Origin of the sequence: Pseudomonas sp. G1002, from assembly GCF_013385455.1 — a bacterium.
In the GTDB taxonomy this organism is placed as follows: Bacteria; Pseudomonadota; Gammaproteobacteria; order Pseudomonadales; family Pseudomonadaceae; genus Aquipseudomonas.
Map to the genome: position 1 here is coordinate 1 of NZ_JACAPY010000035.1, position 23,794 is coordinate 23,794.

General features: G+C 61.8%; 18 protein-coding genes. 9 read left to right on the top strand and 9 right to left on the bottom strand.

Annotated features, from left to right (window positions below):
- Positions 1-241: 241 nt before the first annotated feature.
- Positions 242-1,096: an NmrA family NAD(P)-binding protein gene (locus HX801_RS23035; protein WP_008433321.1), complete on the bottom strand. Its 855-nt coding sequence runs from the start codon at positions 1,094-1,096 to the stop codon at positions 242-244.
- A 96-nt stretch (positions 1,097-1,192) separates the two neighbouring features.
- Positions 1,193-1,636, bottom strand: coding sequence for an Lrp/AsnC family transcriptional regulator (locus tag HX801_RS23040; protein ID WP_003217805.1), 444 nt, complete (start codon positions 1,634-1,636; stop codon positions 1,193-1,195).
- 130 nt (positions 1,637-1,766) lie between these two features.
- Here HX801_RS23040 and HX801_RS23045 point away from each other — a divergent pair, with 130 nt between their 5' ends.
- On the top strand, positions 1,767-2,666 hold the full coding sequence (locus tag HX801_RS23045; RefSeq protein WP_177022800.1) for a DMT family transporter: 900 nt from the start codon (positions 1,767-1,769) through the stop codon (positions 2,664-2,666).
- A gap of 19 nt (positions 2,667-2,685) precedes the next feature.
- On the opposite strand, the gene HX801_RS23050 is transcribed toward HX801_RS23045, so the two are convergent.
- Positions 2,686-4,674 (bottom strand): U32 family peptidase, encoded by a 1,989-nt coding sequence (locus HX801_RS23050; protein ID WP_177022801.1) that lies wholly within the window; start codon positions 4,672-4,674, stop codon positions 2,686-2,688.
- Positions 4,675-4,912: 238 nt separating this feature from the next.
- A complete protein-coding gene (locus HX801_RS23055) occupies positions 4,913-5,293 on the bottom strand; it encodes a RidA family protein (RefSeq protein ID WP_003217799.1) in 381 nt (126 codons plus the stop codon).
- A gap of 543 nt (positions 5,294-5,836) precedes the next feature.
- Between HX801_RS23055 and HX801_RS23060 the strand changes: the two genes are divergently transcribed.
- A complete protein-coding gene (locus HX801_RS23060) occupies positions 5,837-6,778 on the top strand; it encodes a cupin (protein WP_008433330.1) in 942 nt (313 codons plus the stop codon).
- Here the strand turns inward: HX801_RS23060 and HX801_RS23065 are convergent.
- The 3 genes from HX801_RS23065 to HX801_RS23075 are packed head-to-tail and all read right to left on the bottom strand — an operon-like array spanning position 6,771 to position 10,226.
- Positions 6,771-7,676 (bottom strand): LysR family transcriptional regulator, encoded by a 906-nt coding sequence (locus tag HX801_RS23065; RefSeq protein ID WP_177022802.1) that lies wholly within the window; start codon positions 7,674-7,676, stop codon positions 6,771-6,773. The genes HX801_RS23060 and HX801_RS23065 overlap by 8 nt on opposite strands.
- Positions 7,677-7,710: 34 nt before the next feature.
- Complete coding sequence (locus HX801_RS23070) at positions 7,711-8,433, bottom strand: FadR/GntR family transcriptional regulator (RefSeq protein ID WP_003217775.1); 723 nt, start codon at positions 8,431-8,433, stop codon at positions 7,711-7,713.
- A 56-nt stretch (positions 8,434-8,489) separates the two neighbouring features.
- Positions 8,490-10,226, bottom strand: a complete 1,737-nt coding sequence (locus HX801_RS23075; protein ID WP_102369089.1) for an IlvD/Edd family dehydratase — start codon at positions 10,224-10,226, stop codon at positions 8,490-8,492.
- A 192-nt stretch (positions 10,227-10,418) separates the two neighbouring features.
- Here HX801_RS23075 and HX801_RS23080 point away from each other — a divergent pair, with 192 nt between their 5' ends.
- The 5 genes from HX801_RS23080 to HX801_RS23100 are packed head-to-tail and all read left to right on the top strand — an operon-like array spanning position 10,419 to position 16,315.
- On the top strand, positions 10,419-11,741 hold the full coding sequence (locus tag HX801_RS23080) for an MFS transporter (protein ID WP_087693837.1): 1,323 nt from the start codon (positions 10,419-10,421) through the stop codon (positions 11,739-11,741).
- Between the two features lie 21 nt (positions 11,742-11,762).
- On the top strand, positions 11,763-12,755 hold the full coding sequence (araD1, locus tag HX801_RS23085) for an AraD1 family protein (protein ID WP_177022803.1): 993 nt from the start codon (positions 11,763-11,765) through the stop codon (positions 12,753-12,755).
- A gap of 11 nt (positions 12,756-12,766) precedes the next feature.
- The gene (locus HX801_RS23090) at positions 12,767-14,347 is read left to right on the top strand and encodes an aldehyde dehydrogenase (NADP(+)) (RefSeq protein WP_177022804.1); all 1,581 of its coding nucleotides are present in this window, start codon (positions 12,767-12,769) and stop codon (positions 14,345-14,347) included.
- 39 nt (positions 14,348-14,386) lie between these two features.
- A complete protein-coding gene (locus HX801_RS23095; RefSeq protein ID WP_102369086.1) occupies positions 14,387-15,262 on the top strand; it encodes an SMP-30/gluconolactonase/LRE family protein in 876 nt (291 codons plus the stop codon).
- Positions 15,263-15,310: 48 nt separating this feature from the next.
- Complete coding sequence (locus HX801_RS23100; RefSeq protein ID WP_003217769.1) at positions 15,311-16,315, top strand: substrate-binding domain-containing protein; 1,005 nt, start codon at positions 15,311-15,313, stop codon at positions 16,313-16,315.
- A gap of 154 nt (positions 16,316-16,469) precedes the next feature.
- On the opposite strand, the gene HX801_RS23105 is transcribed toward HX801_RS23100, so the two are convergent.
- A complete protein-coding gene (locus tag HX801_RS23105; RefSeq protein ID WP_102369085.1) occupies positions 16,470-17,618 on the bottom strand; it encodes an aldose epimerase family protein in 1,149 nt (382 codons plus the stop codon).
- Positions 17,619-17,746: 128 nt separating this feature from the next.
- Here HX801_RS23105 and HX801_RS23110 point away from each other — a divergent pair, with 128 nt between their 5' ends.
- Together HX801_RS23110 and treS are read left to right on the top strand one after the other, a co-directional pair.
- Complete coding sequence (locus HX801_RS23110) at positions 17,747-18,529, top strand: SDR family NAD(P)-dependent oxidoreductase (protein ID WP_003217767.1); 783 nt, start codon at positions 17,747-17,749, stop codon at positions 18,527-18,529.
- A gap of 122 nt (positions 18,530-18,651) precedes the next feature.
- A complete protein-coding gene (treS, locus tag HX801_RS23115; protein WP_177022805.1) occupies positions 18,652-20,703 on the top strand; it encodes a maltose alpha-D-glucosyltransferase in 2,052 nt (683 codons plus the stop codon).
- Between the two features lie 36 nt (positions 20,704-20,739).
- Here treS and HX801_RS23120 read toward each other — a convergent pair whose 3' ends face one another.
- Complete coding sequence (locus HX801_RS23120) at positions 20,740-23,787, bottom strand: efflux RND transporter permease subunit (protein WP_177022806.1); 3,048 nt, start codon at positions 23,785-23,787, stop codon at positions 20,740-20,742.
- Positions 23,788-23,794 lie beyond the last annotated feature (7 nt).

Consider the following 23,794-nt stretch of genomic DNA (forward strand, 5'->3'; position numbering starts at 1 on the left):
GCTTTTAACACTCAAGCCCGCCGGGAGGCCGCTGTGCTCTTGCTTTTGATTTTGATCTGACTGCCCCAATAAGTCCGAGGCCGAACGCAGGTATTGCGGAGCGGCGGCCCGCGGAGCAATGCCGTTTGGTGGACTTTGCCGCTTTTGCAAAGTGACTCGCTGGAAGAGCGAAACCATACGCCGCCGTTACCCAAATAACGGATATGTACCCAATCACTGAGCTGGCTTGCAGGCCATGGCATCAGGTTTTTGCAGCCAACTCCCGCAGCACCTTGAGCAATGTGGTCTCACCCTTAACCACGTCCGCCTGCTCAAAGCAGATCCAACCTTCGTTAAACCCATCAATCATGCGCATCCGCGGCATTGGATTCTGCGCGCCTTGCTCACGAAACATCGGCTCCCACGCATCGCGAGGCACCACCTGTGCTGTCACACCACGACCAAGCACTTCGGTCAACGTGCGAGCGATGTCGTTCGGGCTGACCCATTGGCCTTCCAGCTCAACTACCCGACGCCCGCTCCAGTGTTGCTGCAACAATTGCGCAGCGAGGCGGCCGACGTCGGCGGTGGCGATCATCGGTACGGTCTTATCCAGCGGTTGCAGGAAGCTGTGGATCACTCCGTGTTCGCGGGCGGTGGCTACGTCGTAGGCGGCGTTTTCCATGAACCAGCCCGGACGCAAAAAGGTCACCGGCACGTTCAACGCGCTCAGCGCCTGCTCCATCAAGGTGCGTTGGGTCAGCAGATTCAGGTGCTCGGCCTGGGCGCCGATGGTCGACAGGCAAACAACTTTCTGCGGGGCCGCAGCTTCAATGGCCTGAGCGACGGCGGCAATCACCTTGCGCGCCTCGGGAAAACCCGGCTCCGGGTCGAAATCCGAAGGCGGCAGGATGAACACGCCGGTGGCGCCCTTGAATGCTTCGGTGAGGGCCGCAGCGTCGTCCATATTGGCGATGGCGACCTCGCAACCAAGGGCGGCCCATACGGCGCCTTTGCTGGCATCGCGAATGACTGCGCGCACGGGTTGACGATCGTTGAGGAGAAAGCGCGCGAGGGCGCCGCCGACTTTGCCTGTGATTCCGGTGATGACATACATGGTGTTTACGCCTGTTGTTCCAATGTGTGGATCAAGCATAAACACCGCCCTGGATTGACAGAATAGCGATCCCGTCACTGCATCAGTGACTCAGAATCATGAATCACTCAGTGGTGGCAATCGGCGTTTTACCGGGGTTTTCTTGACGATGGCGGTGTTGGTTTCGGCGTAAGCGTTGAGCTTATCCAGCAGTGTGTCGAGTTGGTCCATGGTGCGCACATGCAGGCGTGCGATGAAGCAGTCATCGCCGGTCACCTTGTCGCACTCGGTGAACTCGGGGATCGCCTGGATCTGGCGCTCCACCTCCTGCAGTTTCCCGGGCAAAGGGCGAATGCGCACGATGGCTTGCAGCAGATAGCCAAAATGCTTGGGGTCAATGTCCACGGTGTAGTTCTTCAAGACGCCACGCTCTTCCAGGCGCCGCAGCCGCTCGCCGACGCTGGGGGAGGACAGGCCGGTGATACCCGCCAAGGCCTTGAGGGACAGGCGCGAATCGTCCATCAGCGCGGCGATCAGTTGCTGGTCAATGCTGTCAATCATGGTCGCTCCGAAAGCGATTGCTCAGGTTTGCCTAATAAGAATAGGCGAAATGCAAGGTTCGCCTTATTTAGAATCTGGAGTCGCTACAGGCCAGATTGCCATAATTGAGCCTCACTTGAGGAGCTCAATCATGGACAAATCCATACGTCGCGGTTCATGGGAAATGGTCGCCGCCATGCTCATATCCGGCACCATCGGCTGGTTCGTGCTGGTATCGGGGGTGCCGGTGGTCGAAGTGGTGTTCTGGCGTTGCGTGATCGGCGCGCTGACGTTGCTGGTGGTGTGCTGGCTGCTCGGCTATCTGCGCCTGGACTTGCTGGACTACCGCAAACTCGGGCTGGCGATGCTCAGCGGCGTGGCGATCGTGGGGAATTGGTTGCTGCTGTTCGAGTCCTACGCCAGGGCATCCATTTCCATCAGTACAGCGGTGTATAACGTGCAGCCGTTCATGCTGGTGATGCTGGCAGCAGTGTTCCTGGGCGAGAAAATCACCGTGCAGAAGCTCGCCTGGCTGAGCGTGGCGTTCGTGGGAATGCTGGCGATTGTCACTGCCCATGGCGATCAGTCAAATACCGGGGATGACTATCTGGTGGGCGTGGCATTGGCGCTGGGTGCGGCGTTTTTGTACGCGATTGCCGCGCTGATCATCAAGCGCTTGAAGGAGGTACCGCCGCATTTGATGGCGCTGATCCAGGTGACCACGGGCGCTTTGCTGCTGGCACCGTTGATGCAGTGGCACAGCCTTTCGGCGTCGATGGATGCCTGGGCCGCATTGCTGACCCTGGGCGTTGTGCATACCGGCTTGATGTACGTGCTGCTGTATGGCGCGATCCAGAAGTTGCCGACGGCAATCACCGGGGCGCTGTCGTTTATCTACCCGATTGCGGCAATCTTTGTCGACTGGATTGCCTTTGGGCATCGGCTGGGCTGGATGCAATGGCTGGGCGTGGCGGCCATTCTGCTGGCGGCGGCGGGATTGCAGCGGGGTTGGTGGTGGCGCTCGAAAACAGCGGTGAACGTCACGCCGTAGCATGACGCTCACCCGCGACTCAATGTGCGCCGCGCGGGATGGTCTTGAGCAGGTCATCCGGGCTGATATAACCCACCACGCTGCCGGGTTGCGGCAGGCCGAGGATGTGGCCCTTGATCTTGCCGATCACGTGCATCTCGCAAGGCTTGCAGTCGAACTTCAGCGTCAGTACTTCGTCGCCGTGGATCAACTGCATCGGCGCAACCTTGGTCTTCACCCCCGTCACACCCTTGGCCTGTTTGGGGCACAGGTTGAACGAGAACCGCAGGCAGTGCTTGGTGATCATCACCGGCACTTCGCCGGTTTCTTCGTGGGCTTCATACGCCGCATCGATCAGTTGCACACCGTGACGGTGATAGAAGTCGCGGGCCTTCTGGTTGTAGACGTTGGCCAGGAACGACAGGTGCGATTCCGGATACACTGGCGGCGGCGTGGTTTCTGCCTTGCGGCCGCCCCGTGGATGGGCCTGGATACGCGCCTCGGTCAGCGCCTCGATCACTTCACGGCGCAGGGCCTTGAGCTGCGAATTCGGGATGAAGAACGCCTGCGGCGCATACAGCTCGATCGCGGTGGCGTGGTATTGCGTGGTGCCCAGTTGGCCCAGCAGGTCGCGCAGGGTTTCCAGGGCCTGTTCCGGCTTGTTGGCCACGCCAAACGGGCCGGGCAGGGCAACGCTGGCGCTGATGCCTTCTTCGCTGGTGACGGTCAGTTCCAGGCGATCTTCCTGCAGGCGAGCCGCCCATGACACGCCGATCCGGCGTTCGGCGGAAGTCTTGAGCAGCGCCTGTTGCCAGTTATGGTCCAGGTTGCGGTTCAACGGATGGTTCGGCCGCAGTTGGTGCAAGCCGGCCGGCATCTCGTTGGGCTCGACGCGGTAGCGATAGCGCTTCTCGCCGTCCTCTTCGAACTCGCCTTTTGGCTCGGCAATGTTGGCGCGGAAACCCACCACTTCACGCTTGATCAGCACGTTGAGGCCGTCGCCGTTGGACAGCGGCTCATGGGTGATCACTTGCAAGTCACGCTTGCCGGCTTTTTCCACCACACCCACCGGCAGGCCGGTAAAGGTTGGGGTGTCGAAGGCGCCGATGTCGACCTTGCGGTCGGTGACGAAGTAGTCGGTGCTGCCACGATGGAAGGTCTTTTCCGGGTCCGGCAGGAAGAAATGCGCGGTGCGGCCGCTGGAAGCGCGGGCCAGGTCCGGACGGTCTTCAAGAATCTCGTCCAGGCGCTGGCGGTAATAGGCGGTGATGTTCTTCACATAGCCCATGTCCTTGTAGCGGCCTTCAATCTTGAACGAACGCACGCCGGCATCCACCAGGGCGCGCAGGTTGGCGCTCTGGTTGTTGTCTTTCATCGACAACAGGTGCTTTTCAAAGGCAACCACACGGCCCTGGTCATCCTTCAGGGTGTAGGGCAGGCGGCAGGCCTGGGAGCAATCGCCGCGGTTGGCGCTGCGGCCATTCTGGGCGTGGGAGATGTTGCACTGGCCGGAGAAGGCCACGCACAAGGCACCGTGGATGAAGAACTCGATGGCGGCATCGGTTTCATCGGCAATCGCACGGATTTCCTGCAGGTTCAGCTCACGGGCCAACACCAGCTGCGAAAAACCGGCCTGGTCGAGGAACTTGGCCCGGCCCAGGGTGCGGATGTCGGTCTGGGTGCTGGCATGCAGTTCGATGGGCGGGATATCCAGCTCCATCACCCCCAGGTCCTGGACGATCAGCGCGTCGACGCCGGCATCGTAAAGCTCGTGGATCAGCTTGCGCGCCGGCTCAAGCTCGTTGTCGTGCAGGATCGTGTTGATGGTGGTGAACACCCGCGCATGGTAGCGCCGAGCGAACTCCACCAACTGCGCGATATCGCTCACGTCGTTGCAGGCGTTATGGCGCGCGCCGAAACTCGGGCCGCCGATGTACACGGCGTCGGCGCCATGCAGGATGGCCTCGCGGGCGATGGCAACATCGCGCGCAGGGCTGAGCAATTCCAGGTGATGCTTGGGCAAGGACATAGTTTTTTTAGTCAGGCTTGTCACGGAGGCGGGCATTGTAGCTGCGAAATGCGCTATCGACATCTATCAAGCCCCAGGTGTGCTCCCAAATTGGAATGCACTCAACGGTGGGAGCCGGGCTTGCCCGCGATGCAGACACCGCGGTGTATCAGTGACACCGCGGCGATCCCATCGCAGCCTCGCTGGAGCTCGACAGCTCCCACATTTGATCATCGTTGGTTGATATAGAGCGTTTGACTCAGCCCTTGGCGGCCATCGCAGTGACTTCAACCCGCATGCCTTCGACGGCCAGGGCGGCAACACCAACCGCCGCACGCACCGGCCAGGGCTTGGCGAAGTAGCGCTTGTAGACTTCATTGAAAGCGGCGCGGTCGGCCATGTCGGTCAGGTAGATGGTCAGGTGCATGACCCGGTCAATCGAACTGCCGGCACGTTCCAGGGCCACCTTGAGGGCTTGCAGGGTGCATTCGCTTTGCAGGGTGATGTCGCCAAGCTCCAGGCTGCCGTCGGCGCGGGTAGGGATTTGCGTGGAGACGAGGATGCCGTTGAAGCCGATAACGTCGGAAGAGATGGAGTCCGGGTCGAGATCGGGGGTGAAGGCGAGGTCGTGGTTGGCCATGGGATTCCCTTGGGTGACATCAGAAAGAAGGCCGATATGGTCCCCGAAAAAAAGGCCCGGGGCAAACCCGGGCCTTTTCGGCGAAGCAGCAAGGTAAAACGAAAGTCCACGATCAACCGTGTTTGTTTAACTAGCCTGTTGTTTCGTGGATAGTTTAATTGCCAATAGTTGCGTGCGCAGGTGCACTGCCGATTAAACTCGATTAATTAAAATTCACTGTGCATATGCGCACGCTGCTGTAGTTTTAACCCTGTCTTAGCCGCTCTGCTTCGACAACATCCTTTGGTTTGCCGCCGCAGTCTCTGCGGCGGATTTTTTATGGGCGCTGATGTATATATATTTAACTTACTTATAAAGTGGCACTTTGATAGTTGGTTGAATCCAACTATCAGTACACCAAGAGAGGCTTGTGCCTGCCCCATTTCGCACAACTGCTGTGCAAGATGAGGGATTAATCCACCGCCGCTGAATGCCTATAGTTCTTTCACCGCCGCAGCGCCCCACGGGGCATGCGAAATCCAGTCGTAGATTGAGGTGATCATAATGAATAGCGAATTCAAGCCTGACGTGGCCGATACCCAACCGCAGCACCTGCTCGATGCCGAATACTTTGAATACAGCAAGGCCGCCAATCCCATCAGCGCCAACCTGATCACCCGCATTCCCTATCACAGCTTCCCGGCCTCGCTGTACGACAGTGGGCCCTCTCGGGTAGTGCCGCTGGACCTCAGCGATGCCTTGGGTTGCGAAGGTCCGGCCACCGGTCCGGGGCTGTGTGCGAACTTCATTCGCCTGAACGCCGGCGATACGCTGGAACTGCACCCCAACGCCACCTCACAGGTGTTTTATGTCATCGCCGGGCAGGGCAGTGTGGTTCAGGGCGCGCACCGCATCGACTGGACCAAAGGCTGCTTCATTGCGCTGCCAGGTCTGCAGCAAGCGCGGTTCAGCGCATCAGAGGATGCGCGCCTGTATTACGTCCACGATGAGCCGCTGTTGCGTTACCTGGGCGTGATCCGCAGTGCCGATCGCTTCGTGCCGACGCTGTATCCCGCGGAGCTGGCCAACGCAAAACTGCGGGAAGCGGCCGATGATCCCCGCGCCCAGGACCGTAGCCGTATCAGCATCCTGCTGGGCAATCGCAACTTCCCGCAGACTCGCACCGTGACCCATGTGCTGTGGGCGATGTACGGCATCCTGCCGCCGGGGTCGATTCAGAAGCCCCACCGACACCAGTCGATTGCGCTGGATTTCATCATTGATTGCCCCAAGGGCTGCTATTCGCTGGTGGGCACCGAACTGGACGCCGATGGGCAGATCCGCAACCCGGTGCGGGTCGACTGGTCGCCGGGCCTGGCGTTCGTGACGCCGCCAGGTTACTGGCATGCCCACTTCAATGAGTCCGACACGGAAGCCTTCCTGATTCCGATCCAGGATGCGGGGCTGCAAACCTATCTGCGGTCGCTGGATATCCGCTTCAGCTGAGACGTTTCCAGTGCGGTGTTTCGCCCAGTTGCTCGACGATAAAGTCGATGAAGCACCGCACTTTGGAAGACACGATGCGCTTGGGTGGATAAACGAACCAAACCGCCGATTCACGGCCTGCGATGCGGATATCCCACTCAGGCAACCACACCAGCAACTCGCCGGTTTCAATGGGTTTGGCTACCAGCCAGTCGGGCAGCAAGGCAAATCCCAGGCCCTGTTGTGCGGCGATCAATTGTGCGTCCAGGTCGTTGATCCGGATGCTGTGTTTATGCACCAGCGGTGACACCTCACGCCCGTTGGCAAATGCGCTGTCAGCCGCCCCCAGAATCGCCGGCATGGCAGCCAGGTCGGCAGGGTTGACCGGCGCCGGATACTCCCGGCAAAACGCCGGGCTGGCCACCAGCCGGTAGCGCTCATCGCAGATCTTGCGTGCCTTCAACGTGGAATCCGCCAGGGTGCCAATGCGGATCGCCAGGTCCGCGCCGGCATGAATCAGGTTGACGTGGCTGTCGTCCAGCACCAGTTCCAGCTTGATCTGCGGGTAGCGAGCCAGGAAGGCATTCAAGGTGGGAAGGATATGGTGGCGGGCAAAGGCGGGCGGCAGGTTGAGCTTGAGCACGCCCCGTGGTTGTTCGTTCAGCGCGGAGGTGGCCGCCTTGGCTTGTTCCAGCTCGTCCAGTACCCGGCGTGCGTGCGTCAGGAATGTCTGGCCACCCTCGGTCAGGTGCAGCGTACGGGTAGAGCGGTTGAACAAGGCGATGCCGAGGTCCTGTTCAAGGTCCTTCACGTAGCGTGAAACCGTGGAAGCCTTGATGCCAAGCCGGTCGGCGGCACGGGAGAAGTTATTGCCCTCGGCGGCTTCGACAAAGGCGGTTAACGCAGCGAAGTAATCCAAGGGCGGCCTCGACTTGACGGTGGGTTGCCTGGCGCTACAGCGGCGTCAACACGTTCATCACGGTGTCCAGCGCCACCCGGGTATCGTCCAGTTGCACCAGGGAGGCATGCCGCGCGCCGAGGGCGTCACGGTTCTTGATCGCGGTGAGGATCGCTTTGTGCCGGGGCAGGCTGAGGCCCTGGATGTCGGGGCGACGGTTGGTGATGTTGATGGACTCGCGAAGTGGCAGCGACAGCATGTTGCACATGTAGGCCAGCAAGTCGTTGCGGGTCGCATCGGCAATCGCCCGGTGGAAGTCCAGGTCAGCCTGCAGCAACGTTTCGTGGGTATTGGCGGTTTCCATGCCGAGGTAGGCTTTTTCGATGGTGGCGATGTCGGCGTCGGTGGCGGTGGTCGCGGCCATCGCGGCGATTTCCGGCTCGAGGATCCGGCGCACACCGGCCAGGGTGTTGAAAAACTCGCTGTGGGGTGTCGACTGCATCAGCCAGGTCAGCACGTCCGGGTCCAGCAGGTGCCACTGCACCCGTGGGCGCACCACGGCGCCAACCTTGGGCTTGGAAATCACCAGGCCCTTGGCGCTGAGCACCCGGGTCGCCTCACGCAATACCGAGCGGCTGACCTTGTACTCCTCGCACAAGGTGGCCTCCATGGGCAACCGTTCTTCCGGCTTGAAGCGCCCGGAAACGATGTGCATGCCCAAGTCCTGGACGATTTGGGCGTGCATGCTCTTGCGCGGCTTGGTCGGCTGCTGATCCATAACAGGGAGGCTACTCTGGCGAAATACGCGGCATCATAACATTGCTCCCGTCCCAATTAGTGGGAATGACGCGGCACTTCGGCGCCACGGCAGCCCACCAGGAAGTCGAAGTCGCAGCCCTGGTCTGCCTGTAATACGTGGTCGATGTACAGCTGCCGGTAACCCCCGACAATCAGTTGCTCGGGCGGCGCAAGGTCGGCCATGCGGGCCGCCAGTTCGGCGTCCGGGATGTCCAGGTGCAGGCGGCCATTGGCGCAATCGAGTTCGATCCAGTCGCCTTCCTTGACCGCGGCCAACGGGCCGCCGGCCGCCGCTTCCGGGGCCACGTGCAACACCACGGTGCCGTAGGCCGTGCCGCTCATGCGCGCATCGGAAATCCGCACCATGTCGGTCACGCCCTGGGCCAGCAGTTTGGCCGGCAAGCCCATGTTGCCGACTTCCGCCATGCCCGGATAACCCTTGGGCCCGCAGTTTTTCATCACCAGGATCGAGTTGGCATCCACGTCCAGTTCCGGGTCGTTGATCCGTGCCTTGTACATGTCGAAGTTCTCGAACACCACGGCACGCCCGCGATGCTGCATCAGTTCGGCACTGGCAGCCGAGGGCTTGAGGACTGCACCCAGTGGTGCGAGGTTGCCCCGCAGCACACAAATGCCGCCGTCGGCGCGGATCGGGTTGTCGAGGGTGCGGATCACTTCGTCCTGGCCGTAGATCGGTGCTTCGCGGGTGTTTTCGCCGAGGGACTTGCCGTTGACGGTCAAGGCATTCGGGTGCGGGATCAGGTTGGCCTCACCGAGGCGGCGCAGCACCGCCGGCAGGCCGCCAGCGTAGTAGAACTCCTCCATCAGGAAGCGCCCGGACGGCTGCAGGTCGACGATGGTCGGCATGCCACGGCCCATGCGGGTCCAGTCGTCCAGGTCGAGCTCGACGCCGATGCGTCCGGCGATGGCTTTCAGGTGAATCACCGCGTTGGTCGAGCCGCCGATGGCTGCGTTGACGCGAATCGCGTTTTCGAAAGCCTCCTTGGTCAGGATCTTCGACAGCTTCAGGTCTTCGCGCACCATCTCCACCGCACGCATGCCGGACATGTGCGCCAGTACATAACGCCGCGCATCCACCGCGGGAATCGCCGCGTTGTGGGGCAGGGAAGTGCCGAGTGCTTCGGCCATGCAGGCCATGGTCGAGGCGGTGCCCATGGTGTTGCAGGTGCCCGCCGAGCGGGACATGCCGCCTTCGGCCGCGAGGAAATCGTCGAGGGTAATGGTGCCCGCCTTGACCTGTTCGCTGAGCTGCCACACCACGGTGCCCGAGCCGATGTCCTGGCCCTTGTGCTTGCCGTTGAGCATCGGCCCGCCGGTGACGACGATCGCCGGCACGTCGCAACTGGCGGCGCCCATCAGCAGCGCCGGGGTGGTCTTGTCACAGCCGGTCAGCAGCACCACGCCGTCGATGGGGTTGCCGCGAATGGCTTCCTCCACGTCCATGCTGGCCAGGTTACGGGTGAGCATCGCGGTGGGGCGCAGGTTCGATTCGCCGTTGGAGAACACCGGAAATTCCACCGGAAAGCCACCGGCTTCGATCACGCCGCGTTTCACATGCTCGGCAATCTGGCGGAAGTGCGCGTTGCAGGGCGTCAGCTCCGACCAGGTATTGCAGATCCCGATGATCGGTTTGCCGTGGAACTGATGATCGGCAATCCCCTGGTTTTTCATCCAGCTGCGGTACATGAAGCCGTTTTTATCGGCGGTACCAAACCAGCTGGCGGAGCGCAGGACGGGCTTTTTCTCGGACATGGCTGACTCTCTTATTGTAAGACTATATTGATCCATTCTCGGCTTAACATAGGCGTAAATTCGGGTGTTTGGAAGTGTTGTTGATTAAATAGTATTACTATATAGTCCGATTCAACGAGGCCTGGCCCTGGCGGTTTTCCGCGAGAGGCAACCCGAAACGCTCTATAAAAATAACAATCGGAGACCGCTCACATGAGCCAGGAACAGCGGCTGATACGTCGCATCACGCTGAAACTGATTCCCTTCCTGATCTTGCTGTACCTGATTGCCTACGTGGATCGCTCGGCCGTGGGCTTCGCCAAATTGCACATGGGCGCGGATGTCGGCATCGGCGATGCGGCGTATGGGCTGGGAGCAGGGCTGTTCTTTATTGGCTACTTCCTGCTGGAAATCCCCAGCAACCTGATGCTCGACCGTTTCGGCGCGCGGCGCTGGTTCGCACGAATCATGGTGACCTGGGGCGCGATTACCATCGGCATGGCATTCGTCCAGGGCCCCCACAGTTTCTATGTGATGCGCTTTCTGCTGGGCGCCGCCGAAGCCGGGTTCTTCCCGGGTGTCCTCTACTACATCACCCAATGGTTCCCGGTGAGGCACCGCGGCAAGATCCTCGGGCTGTTCATCCTGTCCCAACCCATCGCGATGATGATCACCGGCCCCGTGGCGGGCGGCTTGCTCGGCATGGACGGGATACTCGGCCTGCACGGCTGGCAGTGGTTGTTCATCGTCATCGGCACCCCGGCGATCCTGCTGACCTGGCCGGTGCTGCGCTACCTGCCGGATGGGCCGCAACAGGTGAAATGGATGGACCAGGCGGAGAAGGCCTGGCTCACCGGCGAGCTGGCCAAAGACCTGCAAGCCTACGGCCAGACCCGGCACGGCAACCCGCTGCATGCGCTGAAGGACAAACGCGTGCTGCTGCTGGCGCTGTTCTACCTGCCGGTGACTTTGAGCATTTATGGGCTGGGCCTGTGGCTGCCGACCTTGATCAAGCAGTTTGGCGGCAGCGACCTGACCACCGGGTTTGTGTCGGCAGTGCCCTACATCTTCGGGATCATCGGTTTGCTGATCGTCCCGCGCAGTTCCGATCGCCTGAATGATCGCTACGGTCATCTCGCCGTGCTCTACGTGTTGGGCGCCATCGGCCTGTTCCTCAGCGCCTGGCTGACAGTGCCGCTGTGGCAACTGGCAGCGCTGTGCCTGGTGGCGTTTGCGCTGTTTTCTTGCACGGCGGTGTTCTGGACCTTGCCGGGACGTTTCTTTGCCGGCGCGAGTGCAGCGGCGGGCATCGCCTTGATCAACTCGGTGGGCAACCTCGGCGGCTACATCGGGCCGTTCGTGATCGGCGCCCTCAAGGAGTACACCGGCAACCTTGCGTCGGGCTTGTACTTCCTGGCGTGCGTGATGCTGTTCGGGGTGGTGTTGACCGGGGTGGTCTATCGGTTGCTGGAGCGCAGGCACGTGCTGCCGCCCGACCAGTTCGCCGCCAGCGCCCGTGGCGCCACGCGTACTTAATTGGCAATCAGGAGAACACTCATGGGGTTAGTGCAGTTTGAATTGAACAACGGCGAACGCCGAGTGGGCGTGGTCGACGGCGATCAGGTACGCGAGGTGCGGGCCGCCCGCACGGTACGCGACCTGGCACTCGCCGCCATCGAAGCTGGCGTCACCTTGCAACAGCACATAGACCACCTCGGCCTGGCCGAGAGCCACGACTACGCCAGACTGCTGGCCGCGCAGAAGATCTTGCCACCGCTGGATCACCCGGACCCGGCCCACACGCTGGTCAGCGGTACCGGCCTGACCCACCTGGGCAGTGCGTCGGCGCGGGACAAGATGCACCAGAACGCCAGTGACGAAAGCGCGATGACCGACAGCATGCGCATCTTCAAATGGGGCGTGGAGGGCGGCAAACCGGCTTCTGGCCAGGCCGGTGTGCAGCCGGAATGGTTCTACAAGGGCGACGGCAGCATCGTGGTGCGTCCCGGCCAGCCATTCCCGTGGCCAGCGTTTGCCGAAGACGCCGGCGAAGAGCCGGAAATCGCCGGGCTGTATGTGATTGGTCACGACGGCAAGCCGTATCGCCTGGGATACGCGGTGGGCAACGAGTTTTCCGACCACGTGATGGAGCGCAAGAATTACCTGTACCTGGCCCACTCCAAGCTGCGCAGTTGCAGCTATGGTCCCGAGTTGCGCCTGGGTGAACTGCCCCGGCACCTGGCGGGCACCAGCCGTATCGTGCGCAATGGCGAGGTGCTGTGGCAGCACGAATTCCTCAGTGGCGAAGCCAATATGTGCCACAGCCTCGAAAACCTTGAATACCACCATTTCAAATACACCCAGTTCCTGCGCCCAGGTGACGTGCATATCCATTTCTTCGGCACCGCCACCTTGTCGTTTGCCGACGGCATTCGTACCCAGCCAGGCGATGTGTTTGAAATCAGCCAGGCCGAATTCGGCGCGCCATTGATCAACGGCATTGCCGTGGCCAACAGCGGCGTGGCACCTGGCGGCATAGGCACCCTTTGAAGGAGACAGGCATGACCCGGATTTGTGGCCACAACTACATCGGCGGCCAGCGCAGCGCTGCCGGCAGCATCACCCTGCAGAGCATCGACGCCACCAGTGGCGAGGCATTGCCCTTTGATTTCTACCAGGCCACCGCGCAGGAGGTCGACGCCGCGGCCAACGCCGCCGCTCAGGCTTACCCGGCCTATCGCAGCCTGAGCGCGCAGCATCGTGCGTCGTTCCTGGAGGCGATAGCCGATGAACTGGACGCCCTGGGCGATGACTTTGTCGCCCTGGTCTGCCGCGAAACGGCATTGCCCGCCGGGCGTATCCAGGGTGAGCGCGGTCGTACCAGCGGCCAGATGCGGTTGTTCGCCAAGGTACTGCGGCGCGGTGATTTCTACGGCGCGCGGATCGACCAGGCGCTGCCGGATCGTCAGCCCTTGCCGCGCCCGGATCTGCGCCAATACCGCATCGGCCTGGGGCCGGTCGCGGTGTTTGGGGCGAGCAATTTCCCCCTGGCCTTTTCCACTGCCGGTGGCGACACCGCCGCCGCGCTGGCGGCCGGTTGCCCCGTGGTGTTCAAGGCCCACAGCGGCCACATGGCCACCGCCGAGCGGGTCGCCGATGCGATCATGCGGGCGGCCGAGCGCACAGGTATGCCCGGCGGCGTGTTCAACATGATCTTCGGCGGCGGTGTGGGGGAAGCGCTGGTCAAGCACCCGGCGATCCAGGCCGTGGGTTTCACCGGCTCGCTCAAAGGCGGCCGGGCGTTGTGCGATATGGCGGCGGCACGCCCGCAACCGATCCCGGTGTTCGCCGAGATGTCCAGCATCAACCCGGTGATCGTCTTGCCCCAGGCCCTGCAAACCCGGGCAGACACCATCGCCCGCGACCTGGTCGCCTCGGTGGTGCAGGGGTGCGGCCAGTTCTGCACGAACCCGGGGCTGGTGATCGGGATTGCCTCGCCAGCGTTCACAGGCCTCACCCAACAGGTCGCCCAACTGATCGGCGGCCAGCCCGCGCAAACCATGCTCAATGCCGGCACCTTGAACAGCTACGGCAAAGGCCTGCACACGCTGCTGGCCCATCCTGGCATCGAGCACCTGGCGGGCCAGACGCAAACCGGCAATCAGGCGCAGCCACAGCTATTCAAAGCGGACGCCAGCCTGCTGATCAACGGCGATGAAGTGCTGCAGGAGGAAGTGTTCGGCCCCACCACGGTGTTCGTGGAAGTCGCCGACCAGGCCCAACTCACTGCGGCGTTGCACGGCCTGCACGGCCAATTGACCGCGACGATCATTGGCGAGCCGGCGGATTTCACCCAGTTCGGCGAGTTGACGCCGCTGCTGGAGCAAAAGGTTGGCCGCATCCTGCTCAACGGCTACCCCACGGGCGTCGAGGTGTGTGACGCGATGGTCCATGGCGGGCCGTATCCGGCGACTTCGGATGCCCGTGGCACTTCCGTGGGCACCCTGGCGATCGAGCGTTTCCTGCGACCTGTGTGCTTTCAGAATTACCCTGATAGCCTGCTCCCCGACGCGCTGAAGAATGCCAACCCGTTGCGCATTCAGCGTCTGGTAGATGGGCAGCCGTCGCGCGACGCGCTGTAACCGGTACCACCTGAAAACAACAAGAAAGCAGGAGGTTTCATGTCGTGGACCGCAGTCACACCGCACCGGGCTCGGCTGGGCGAAGGGCCGTTCTGGGATGTACCGGGCCAGGCCTTGTATTGGGTGGACATCATCGGCCAGCAGGCCTTGCGCCTGCAGGGCGGGCAATTGCACACCTGGCAATTGCCTGAGCCGGTCTCGGCGTTTATCCCGTGCGCCAGCGGCGATGCACTGGTGACCCTGAGCAGCGGCGTGTATCGCCTCGACCTCGATTCGACGCCGAGCGATCCACGCCTGACCTTGCTTTGCGTCGCCGATCCGCAAGCGGGCAACCGTGCCAACGAAGCCCGCTGCGACGCCCAGGGCCGGCTGTGGCTGGGCACCATGCAGAACAACATCGGCGAGCACGGTGAAGACTTGCCGGTGCTGCGACGTTCCGGCGGCCTGTTCCGGGTCGATACCGACGGGCAGGTCACACCGTTGCTGCAAGGCTTGGGCATTCCCAACACCTTGCTGTGGAACGACGCCGCCACCCACGTGCATTTCGGCGACAGCCTGGACGGCACGCTCTATCAATATCCGATTAATGAACAGGGCCAGCTCGCACCCGCGCAGGTCTGGTTCGGGCCTCACTCCCGGGGTGGCCCGGACGGCTCGGCCATGGACGCCGAAGGCTATATCTGGAACGCCCGCTGGGACGGCAGCTGCCTGCTGCGGCTGACGCCGGACGGTGAAGTTGACCGGGTCATCGAATTGCCGGTCAGCCGTCCCACCAGTTGCGTGTTCGCAGGCCCCGACCTCAAGACCTTGTACATCACCAGTGCCGCCAGCCCGCTGGATCACCCGCTGGACGGTGCGGTGCTGGCCATTGAGGTCGATGTGCCGGGGAAAACCTGCCACCGCTTTGCAGGATAACCAACAGGCTGTTTAACGCACTCAAAAACAACAACAAGGAGTCACCCTATGAATCGTCGTCGTGGTATCCGTTCCCTGTGCTGCGCCGCTGTGGCGGTGTCCGCCGTCGGCCTGAGCAGCCTGTTGCTGGCGGCCGAGCCGGTGAAGATCGGCTTTCTGGTCAAGCAGGCGGAAGAGCCCTGGTTCCAGACCGAATGGGCCTTCGCCGAAAAGGCCGGCAAGGACAAGGGCTTCGAGGTGATCAAGATCGCCGTGCCCGACGGCGAAAAAACCCTCTCGGCCATCGACAGCCTGGCCGCTAATGGTGCCAAGGGTTTTGTGATTTGCCCGCCGGACGTGTCCCTCGGCCCGGCGATCATGGCCAAGGCCAAAGCCAACGGCTTGAAAGTGATCGCCGTGGATGACCGTTTTGTGGATGCCAAGGGCAACTTCATGGAAGACGTGCCTTACCTGGGCATGGCCGCGTTTGAAGTGGGCGAGAAGCAGGGCAGTGCCATGGCCACTGAAGCGAAAAAACGTGGCTGGGACTGGAAGGACACCTATGCGGTGATCAACACCTACAACGAACTCGATACCGGCAAAAAGCGCACTGATGGCTCGGTCAAATCCCTGAAGGCCGCGGGCATTCCGGATGACCACATCCTGTACGCAGCCCTCAAGACCCTCGACGTCCCCGGCAGCATGGACGCCACCAACTCGGCGCTGGTCAAGCTGCCCGGCGGCGCGAAAAACCTGATCATCGGCGGCATGAATGACAACACCGTGCTTGGCGGCGTGCGCGCCACCGAAAGCGCCGGGTTTGCGGCGGCGAATGTCATCGGCATCGGCATCAACGGCACCGATGCCATTGGCGAATTGAAGAAAGCCAACAGCGGCTTCTTCGGCTCGATGCTGCCCAGCCCGCACATCGAGGGCTACAACACCGCGAGCATGATGTTCGAGTGGGTCACTACGGGTAAGGAGCCGCCGAAGTACACGGCCATGGATGAGGTGACGCTGATCACCCGCGAGAACTTCAAGCAGGAGCTGGAAAAGATCGGTTTGTGGAACTGATGGCCGCTGACGTTTCCCGGCAGCCCTGCTAACGCCGGTACTGTGGGAGCTGTCGAGCTTTGGCGAGGCTGCGATAGCGGTGGGTCAGGCACCTTGGATATTGATAGTGCCGACGTCATCGCAGCCTCGCCAAAGCTCGACAGCTCCCACAAGTTTAGTCAGCAGAGAATTTCAGCACGGTATTCTGCGTGTAGGTCTGGCCAGGATCGAGACGGGTAGAGGGGAAGCTCGGCTGGTTGGGGCCGTCGGGAAAATGCTGGGTTTCCAGGGTGAACGCACTCCAGTGGGCGTAAGGCTTGCCACCCTTGCCCTTGATCGTCCCGTCGAGGAAGTTGCCGGTATAGAACTGCACGCCAGGCTCGCTGGTATACAGCTGCAAGCGGCGACCGGACTGCGGGTCACGAACGTCGGCGGCCAGTTTGCCGATATCACCCTTGGCATCCAGCACCCAGTTGAAGTCAAAACCGCCTTGTTTAGGTTCGGCGAATTTCAGCTGGGGATGATCGTCCTTGATGTGCTGGCCGATGGCAGTGGGCTTGAGAAAGTCCATCGGCGTGCCGGCGACCGGGGCCAGTTCGCCGGTGGGAATCAGGGTGCTGTTGACCGGGGTGTAATGGCTGGCATGCAGGGTGGCGACCTGCTTGAGCACATCACCGCTGCCGGCGCCGGCGAGGTTGAAGTAACTGTGGTTGGTGAGGTTGAGCACCGTGGGTTTGTCGGTGGTGGCCTTGTAGTCGATGTGCAGTTCGTTCTTGTCGTTGAGGCTATAGGTGACATCGACTTTCAGGTTGCCGGGGAAACCCATCTCGCCGTCCTTGGACAGGTAGCTCAGGGTCACGCCCACCGAATCGTCCTGCTTGACCGGCTGGGCTTTCCACACATGCTTGTCGAAACCTTGCGGGCCGCCGTGCAGCGAGTTCGGCCCGTCGTTGAGGGGCACTTGATAGCGTTTGCCGTCCAGTTCAAAGCTGCCCTTGTCCAGGCGGTTGCCAAAACGGCCGATGGTCGCGCCGAAGAACGCGGTACCGGCCTGGTAGCCCTGGACGTCATCGAAGCCCAGCACCACGTCGGCGAACTGGCCGTGTTTGTCGGGTACTTTCAGCGACTGCAAGACCGCGCCATAGGTGATGACCGTGGCTTGTACGCCATGACTGTTACGCAATACATACTGCTCGACGGCGGTGCCGTCATTGGTTTTACCGAAGGGTTTGTGTTCGCTGGACAAGCCAGCCGCCTGAGCGCCCAGGCTGGCCACCGCCAGGGAGAGGCCAAGGCCGGTAAGCAGGAATCGGGATTGCCGCATGACTGAGCTACCTTTATTGTTGTTAATTAAATAGTTCTACTATTTATTCGGCTGCAGGGCTGATTTATAGCCAATATCGCAAAACATGCAATATAAAATAAGACTAAATACAGCGGAGTGACTGCCCCATGAACACTGAAAAACAGCCCGGCGCGCAGGCGATGTACCCGGACCTGCGGGATAAAACCGTGCTGATCTCCGGCGGTGCTTCCGGGATAGGCGAGGCCATGGTGCGTGCCTTCGCACGCCAGGGGGCCAAGGTAGCCTTCGTGGACCGGGCGCAAGGGCAGGGCGACCGATTGGCGGCGATATTGTCGGCCGAGGGCCATGCCGTCGAATTCGCCCATTGCGATATCACCGACGAGATCGCGTACAAGGCCGCGATAGCGTGCCTGGCGCAGAGCCTTGGGCCGATCGACGTGCTGGTGAACAATGCCGCCAATGACGTTCGGCACACCCTGGATGAAATCGACTCGGAGCGGTTCGACCAACTGATTTCGGTCAACCTGAAGCACGGGTTTTTCGCGGCCCGGGCCGTGGTGCCGATGATGAAGGCCGCAGGCGGTGGGTCGATCATCAACCTGGGTTCCATCGGCTGGATGATGGCTTCCAGCGGCTACCCGGTATACGCCGCCAGCAAAGCCGCCGCCCACGGCATGACCCGGGCCCTGGCGCGGGAGCTTGGGCCCAGCCGTATCAGGGTCAATACGCTGGTGCCGGGCTGGGTGATGACCGAGAAACAACTGGCGATGTGGGTGGATGACGCGGCCCGGGAGTTGATCGCCCGCAGCCAGTGCCTGCCGGGCAGTGTGGAGCCGGAACATATCGCCAATATGGCGCTGTTCCTGGCCTCTGATGTATCGGCGATGTGTACCGCACAGAACTTCATTGTGGACGGTGGATGGGTCTAGGCCGGGGAAGGGTCGCCATCCCGGATGCAACGAATCGCCGCCCGGGGCCTCATACAGTAACGAACGGTGGTTCATATGCAGCCACCGCAACCGACTACTTCATGGGTGCAGGTGATTGATTTATGACGGACGCCGATAAGAAACATGTGGCCTGGCTGGTGGAACAATCGATGCTGCATGCCGCCAAGCAGCGCGCCAGGCTCTACTCGGGGCAAGGCCGGTTGTGGCAACAGCCGTATGCCCATACCCGGCCCCGTGATGCTTCAGCCCTGGCATCGGTGTGGTTCACGGCCTATCCGGCGTCCATCGTCACCCGTGAGAACGGCAGCGTACTGGAGGCCCTGGGGGATGATACCTTGTGGCACGCGCTGTCGAAAATCGGCATCCAGGGCATCCATAACGGCCCGTTGAAACGCTCGGGCGGTCTATCCGGTACCGAGCACACTCCCACCATTGACGGCAATTTTGACCGCATCAGCTTCGACATCGACCCGCAACTGGGCACCGAAGCCCAGCTTCAGGCGCTGGCTCGCATGGCCGCCGCGCACAACGCGGTGATCATTGACGATGTGATCCCGTCCCACACCGGCAAGGGCGCAGACTTCCGCCTGGCCGAGATGGCCTACGAAGACTATCCCGGGCTCTACCACATGGTGGAGATCCGCGAAGAAGACTGGCCGCTGCTGCCCGACATCAGCGAGGGCCGCGATGCGCAGAACCTCAGCCCGCAGCAGGTCGACGTGCTCAGGGACAAGCACTACATCGTCGGCCAGTTGCAACGGGTGATCTTCTTCGAACCCGGGGTCAAGGAAACCGACTGGAGCGCGACTGATGTGGTCATCGGCGTGGACGGCAAGCCCCGCCGCTGGGTGTACCTGCATTACTTCAAGGAAGGGCAACCATCGCTGAACTGGCTGGACCCGACCTTCGCCGCGCAGCAGATGATCATCGGCGACGCCCTGCACGCCATCGACGTAATGGGGGCGAAAATCCTGCGCCTGGATGCCAACGGTTTCCTCGGTGTGGAACGAAAACTGGAAGGTAACGCCTGGTCTGAAAGCCATCCGCTGTCCATCACCGGCAACCAGATCCTGGGCGGCGCGATTCGCAAGGCGGGCGGTTTCAGCTTCCAGGAATTGAACCTGACGGTGGACGACATCGCCGCCATGTCCCACGGCGGCGCAGACCTGTCCTACGACTTCATCACGCGCCCGGCTTACCAGCACGCGTTATTGATGGGCGACACCGAATTCCTGCGCCTGATGCTGCGGGAGATGCACACCCTGGGCATCGACCCCGGCTCGCTGATCCACGCCTTGCAGAACCATGACGAGCTGACCCTGGAACTGGTGCACTTCTGGACGTTGCACGCCCATGACACCTACCTCTATCAGGGGCAGACCTTTCCCGGCGGCATCCTGCGCGAGCATATCCGCGAGCAGATGTACGAACGCCTGGCTGGCGAACACGCGCCGTATAACCTGAAGTTCGTGACCAACGGCGTGTCCTGCACCACCGCCAGCATCATCACGGCGGCGCTGGGCATTCGCGACCTTGAGGCGATTACCCCGGCGGATATCCAGCAGATCCGCCAGATTCACCTGCTGCTGGTGATGTACAACGCGATGCAACCGGGGGTGTTTGCACTGTCCGGCTGGGACCTGGTGGGCGCATTGCCGTTACCGGCGGAGGAGGTGGCCCACTTGATGCTGGATGGCGACACACGCTGGATCCATCGCGGCGCCTATGACCTGGTGGACCTGAATCCGGATGCGGAGCAATCCGCCGGGCAGATGCCGCGCCCGAAAACCTTGTATGGCAGCCTGATCAGCCAGTTGGCCGACCCGGATTCATTTGCCTCGCAACTGCAAAGAATCCTCGCGGTGCGCCGAGCCTACGACATCGCCGCCAGCCGCCAGATCCTGGTGCCGGATGTGCAGCACCCGGGGCTGTTGATCATGGTGCACGAGCTGCCGGCGGGCAAAGGTACTCAGATCACGGCGCTGAACTTCGGCTCGACGCCTATTACTGAAACCCTGCACCTGCCCGATATTGCGCCCGGGCCGGTGGTGGACATCATCAATGAGCGGGTGGAGGGCGATCTGACACCCGAGGGTGATTTCACCATCACGCTGGATGCGTATGAAGGCTTGGCGCTGCGGGTAGTGATCTGACCCACTGATCCACTGCAGGAGCGAGCAAGCTCGCTCCTACACGGGGACCGGCTGTTCCGCCTCCTGATGGTGCGTGGAGCCAATGAACATATACATCGCAGGCACCATGAACAGCGTCAGCACGGTACCGATCGACAACCCGGCGAAGATCACCAGGCCCATGTCATGCCGTCCCGCAGCCCCGGCACCGGAGGCCCACACCAGCGGCACCACGCCCAGCACCATGGCGGCGGTGGTCATCAGGATCGGCCGCAGACGCACGCCGGCGGCTTCTTCTATGGCCTCACGCTTGCTGTGACCGACGCGCTGCAACTCGTTGGCAAACTGCACGATCAGGATCCCGTGCTTGGTGATCAACCCCAGCAACGTCACCAGCCCCACCTGGGTGTACACGTTGATCGAGGCAAAGCCCATGGTGATAAACGCCAGCGCGCCGAAGAGTGCAGGGGGCACCGAGAACAGGATCACCACCGGGTCGCGGAAACTCTCGAACTGAAACGCCAGGGCCAGGTACACGATCAGGATTGAGAACATCAGCAGGCCGAAGAACCCGCCGGATTCCTGCATGAACTGGCGTGATTCGCCGGAGAAGTCCGAGGTGTAACCCGACGGCGCAATATTGGTCAGAATGGTGTTCAGTTTCGCCAGCAGTTCGCCCTGGGCCACGCCGCTGACGCCCGACAGGGTCGCCGAGTTGAGTTGCTGGAAGTGGTTGATGGATTCCGGCTGGGTCGAGGTTTCGATATGCGCCACGGTCCGCGCCTGGATCATGCTGCCGGATGGCGTGCGAATGTAATAATCGAGAATCTGGTCCGGGTTGAGGCGATCAACCTGCAACACCTGGGGAATGACTTTGTACGAGCGCCCGGCAGTGGAGAAGTAGTTCACGTAGTTGCCGCCCAGTGCCGCGGACAGCGCCGCACCGACGTCGGCCTGGGTCATGCCCAGTGCGGCGATTTTTTCCCGGTCCACCACCAGCTTGGCTTGTGGCTTGTCGAGTTTCAGGTCCATGTCGGAGAAATAGAACAGCTGTTGTTTCTGGGCCTCGGCCACCACGGCCTGGGCGACTTCGTTGAGGTTTTCCACCGAGTCGGTGGTGGTGATCACGAACTGCACCGGCAAGCCCTGGGCGCCCGGCAGCGATGGCAGCGGGAAGGCGGCGATGGTCGCGCCCGGCACCTGGTTCCATTTCTGCTGGAGTTCCAATATCAGTTGGGCTTGGGAGCGCGAGCGGTCGCCCCAGTTTTTCAGCAGCACACCGCCCAGGCCCTGGTTGAGGATAGGCAACCCGGTCAGCTGGAACATCTGCGCGTATTCCGGCTCTTTGTTGGCGATCTGGAAGGCCTGGTCGGCGATGCGCTCCATCTGCTGCGGCGAAGCGGTGGGCGGGCCCTTGATCTGCATGAACACCAGCCCCTGGTCCTCGGTGGGCGACAGTTCGCTTTTGGCGGTCATGCCGCTGGCGGCCACCAACAGGAACAGCACAAAACCAAACGTCACCAGCACTGGCCATACGTTCAGGCCGCCCGAGAGTACGCGGTGGTAACGGCCCCGCAACCAGTCGAAGTACTGATCGAGCTTGCGGGCAAACCGGCCTTCTTCCTGCCCGGACTTGAACAGCCGGGACGTCATCATCGGCGAAAGCGTCAACGCCACCACGGCCGACACAGTCACGGCACCCGCCAGTGAGAAGCAGAACTCCTTGAACAGCGCACCGGTAAGGCCGCTGCGCAGTCCGATGGGCACGTAGGCGGCGATCAGCACCACGGTCATCGCGATGATCGGCCCACCCAGTTCCCGGGCGGCAACCAGCGCAGCCTCCAGCACGCCTTTGCCTTCTTCCTTGATATGCCGGTCGACGTTTTCCACCACGATAATCGCGTCGTCCACCACCAGGCCGATCGCCAATACCAGGGCAAGCAGGGTCAGCAGGTTTATCGAGTACCCCAGCAGGTACATGATGAAGAAGGTCCCGACCAGCGACAGCGGGATCGCCACCAGCGGCACGATCACCGCGCGGAACGAGCCGAGGAACAGGTAGATCACCACCGACACAATGATCATCGCCTCGACCAGGGTCTTCACCACCTCATAGATCGAGGTGTTGATGAACTCCGTGGAGTCATACACGATCTCGCCGCGTACCCCGGTGGGCAACTGGGATTGCAGCTCGGGGAAGGCCTCGCGCACGCTGTCGGCCACCGTCAGGATATTGGCAGTCGGCGCCGTCTTGATGCCGATGAACACCGAACGCTTGCCGGAAAACGCCACGCTGCTGTCGTAGCTTTCGGCGCCGAGGGTGACGGTGGCCACGTCCTCCAGGTACACCAGGGCATCGCCTTTCTGCTTGACCACCAGCCGCTTGAATTCATCCACGGTGTGCAAGTCGGTCCCGGCCGTCAGGTCGACCGTCACCGTTTGCCCACGGGTGGAACCGACGGCAGACAGGTAGTTGTTGTTGGCCAGGGCGGTGGACACGTCCTGGGCGGTCACGTTATGCGCTGCCAGTTTGTTCGGGTCCATCCAGGCGCGCAGGGCGAACTGGCGCCCGCCGAGGATTTCTGCGGTTTGCACGCCCTGGATCGAGTCCAGCTTGGGCTTGACCACCCGCACCAGGTAGTCGGTGATGTTGTTGGTGGGCAGGGTGTCGCTGTAGAAACCCAGGTACATGGCGTCTGTGGTCTGCCCGACCGCCACCGTCAGCACTGGTTCCTGGGACTGCGCCGGCAGTTGGTTCTTGACCGAGTTGACCTGGGTGTTGATCTCGGTGAGGGCCTTGCTCGCGTCGTAATTCAGCCGCAGCGTGGCGGTAATCGTCGAGACACCGGTGATGCTCGTTGAAGACAGGTAGTCAATGCCCTGGGCCTGGGCGATGGCCGATTCAAGCGGCTGGGTAATAAAGCCGGCAACGGTGGAGGCGTCCGCGCCGTAGTAGGCGGTAGTGATGGTGACCACGGTATTTTCGGTGCGTGGCCATTGGTTCACCGGCAATTCGAAGATCGAGCGCAGCCCCAGGATCAGGATGAACAGCGAGACGACAATCGCCCAGACCGGCCGCTGGATAAAGGTATCGGTAAGCTTCATGGGACAC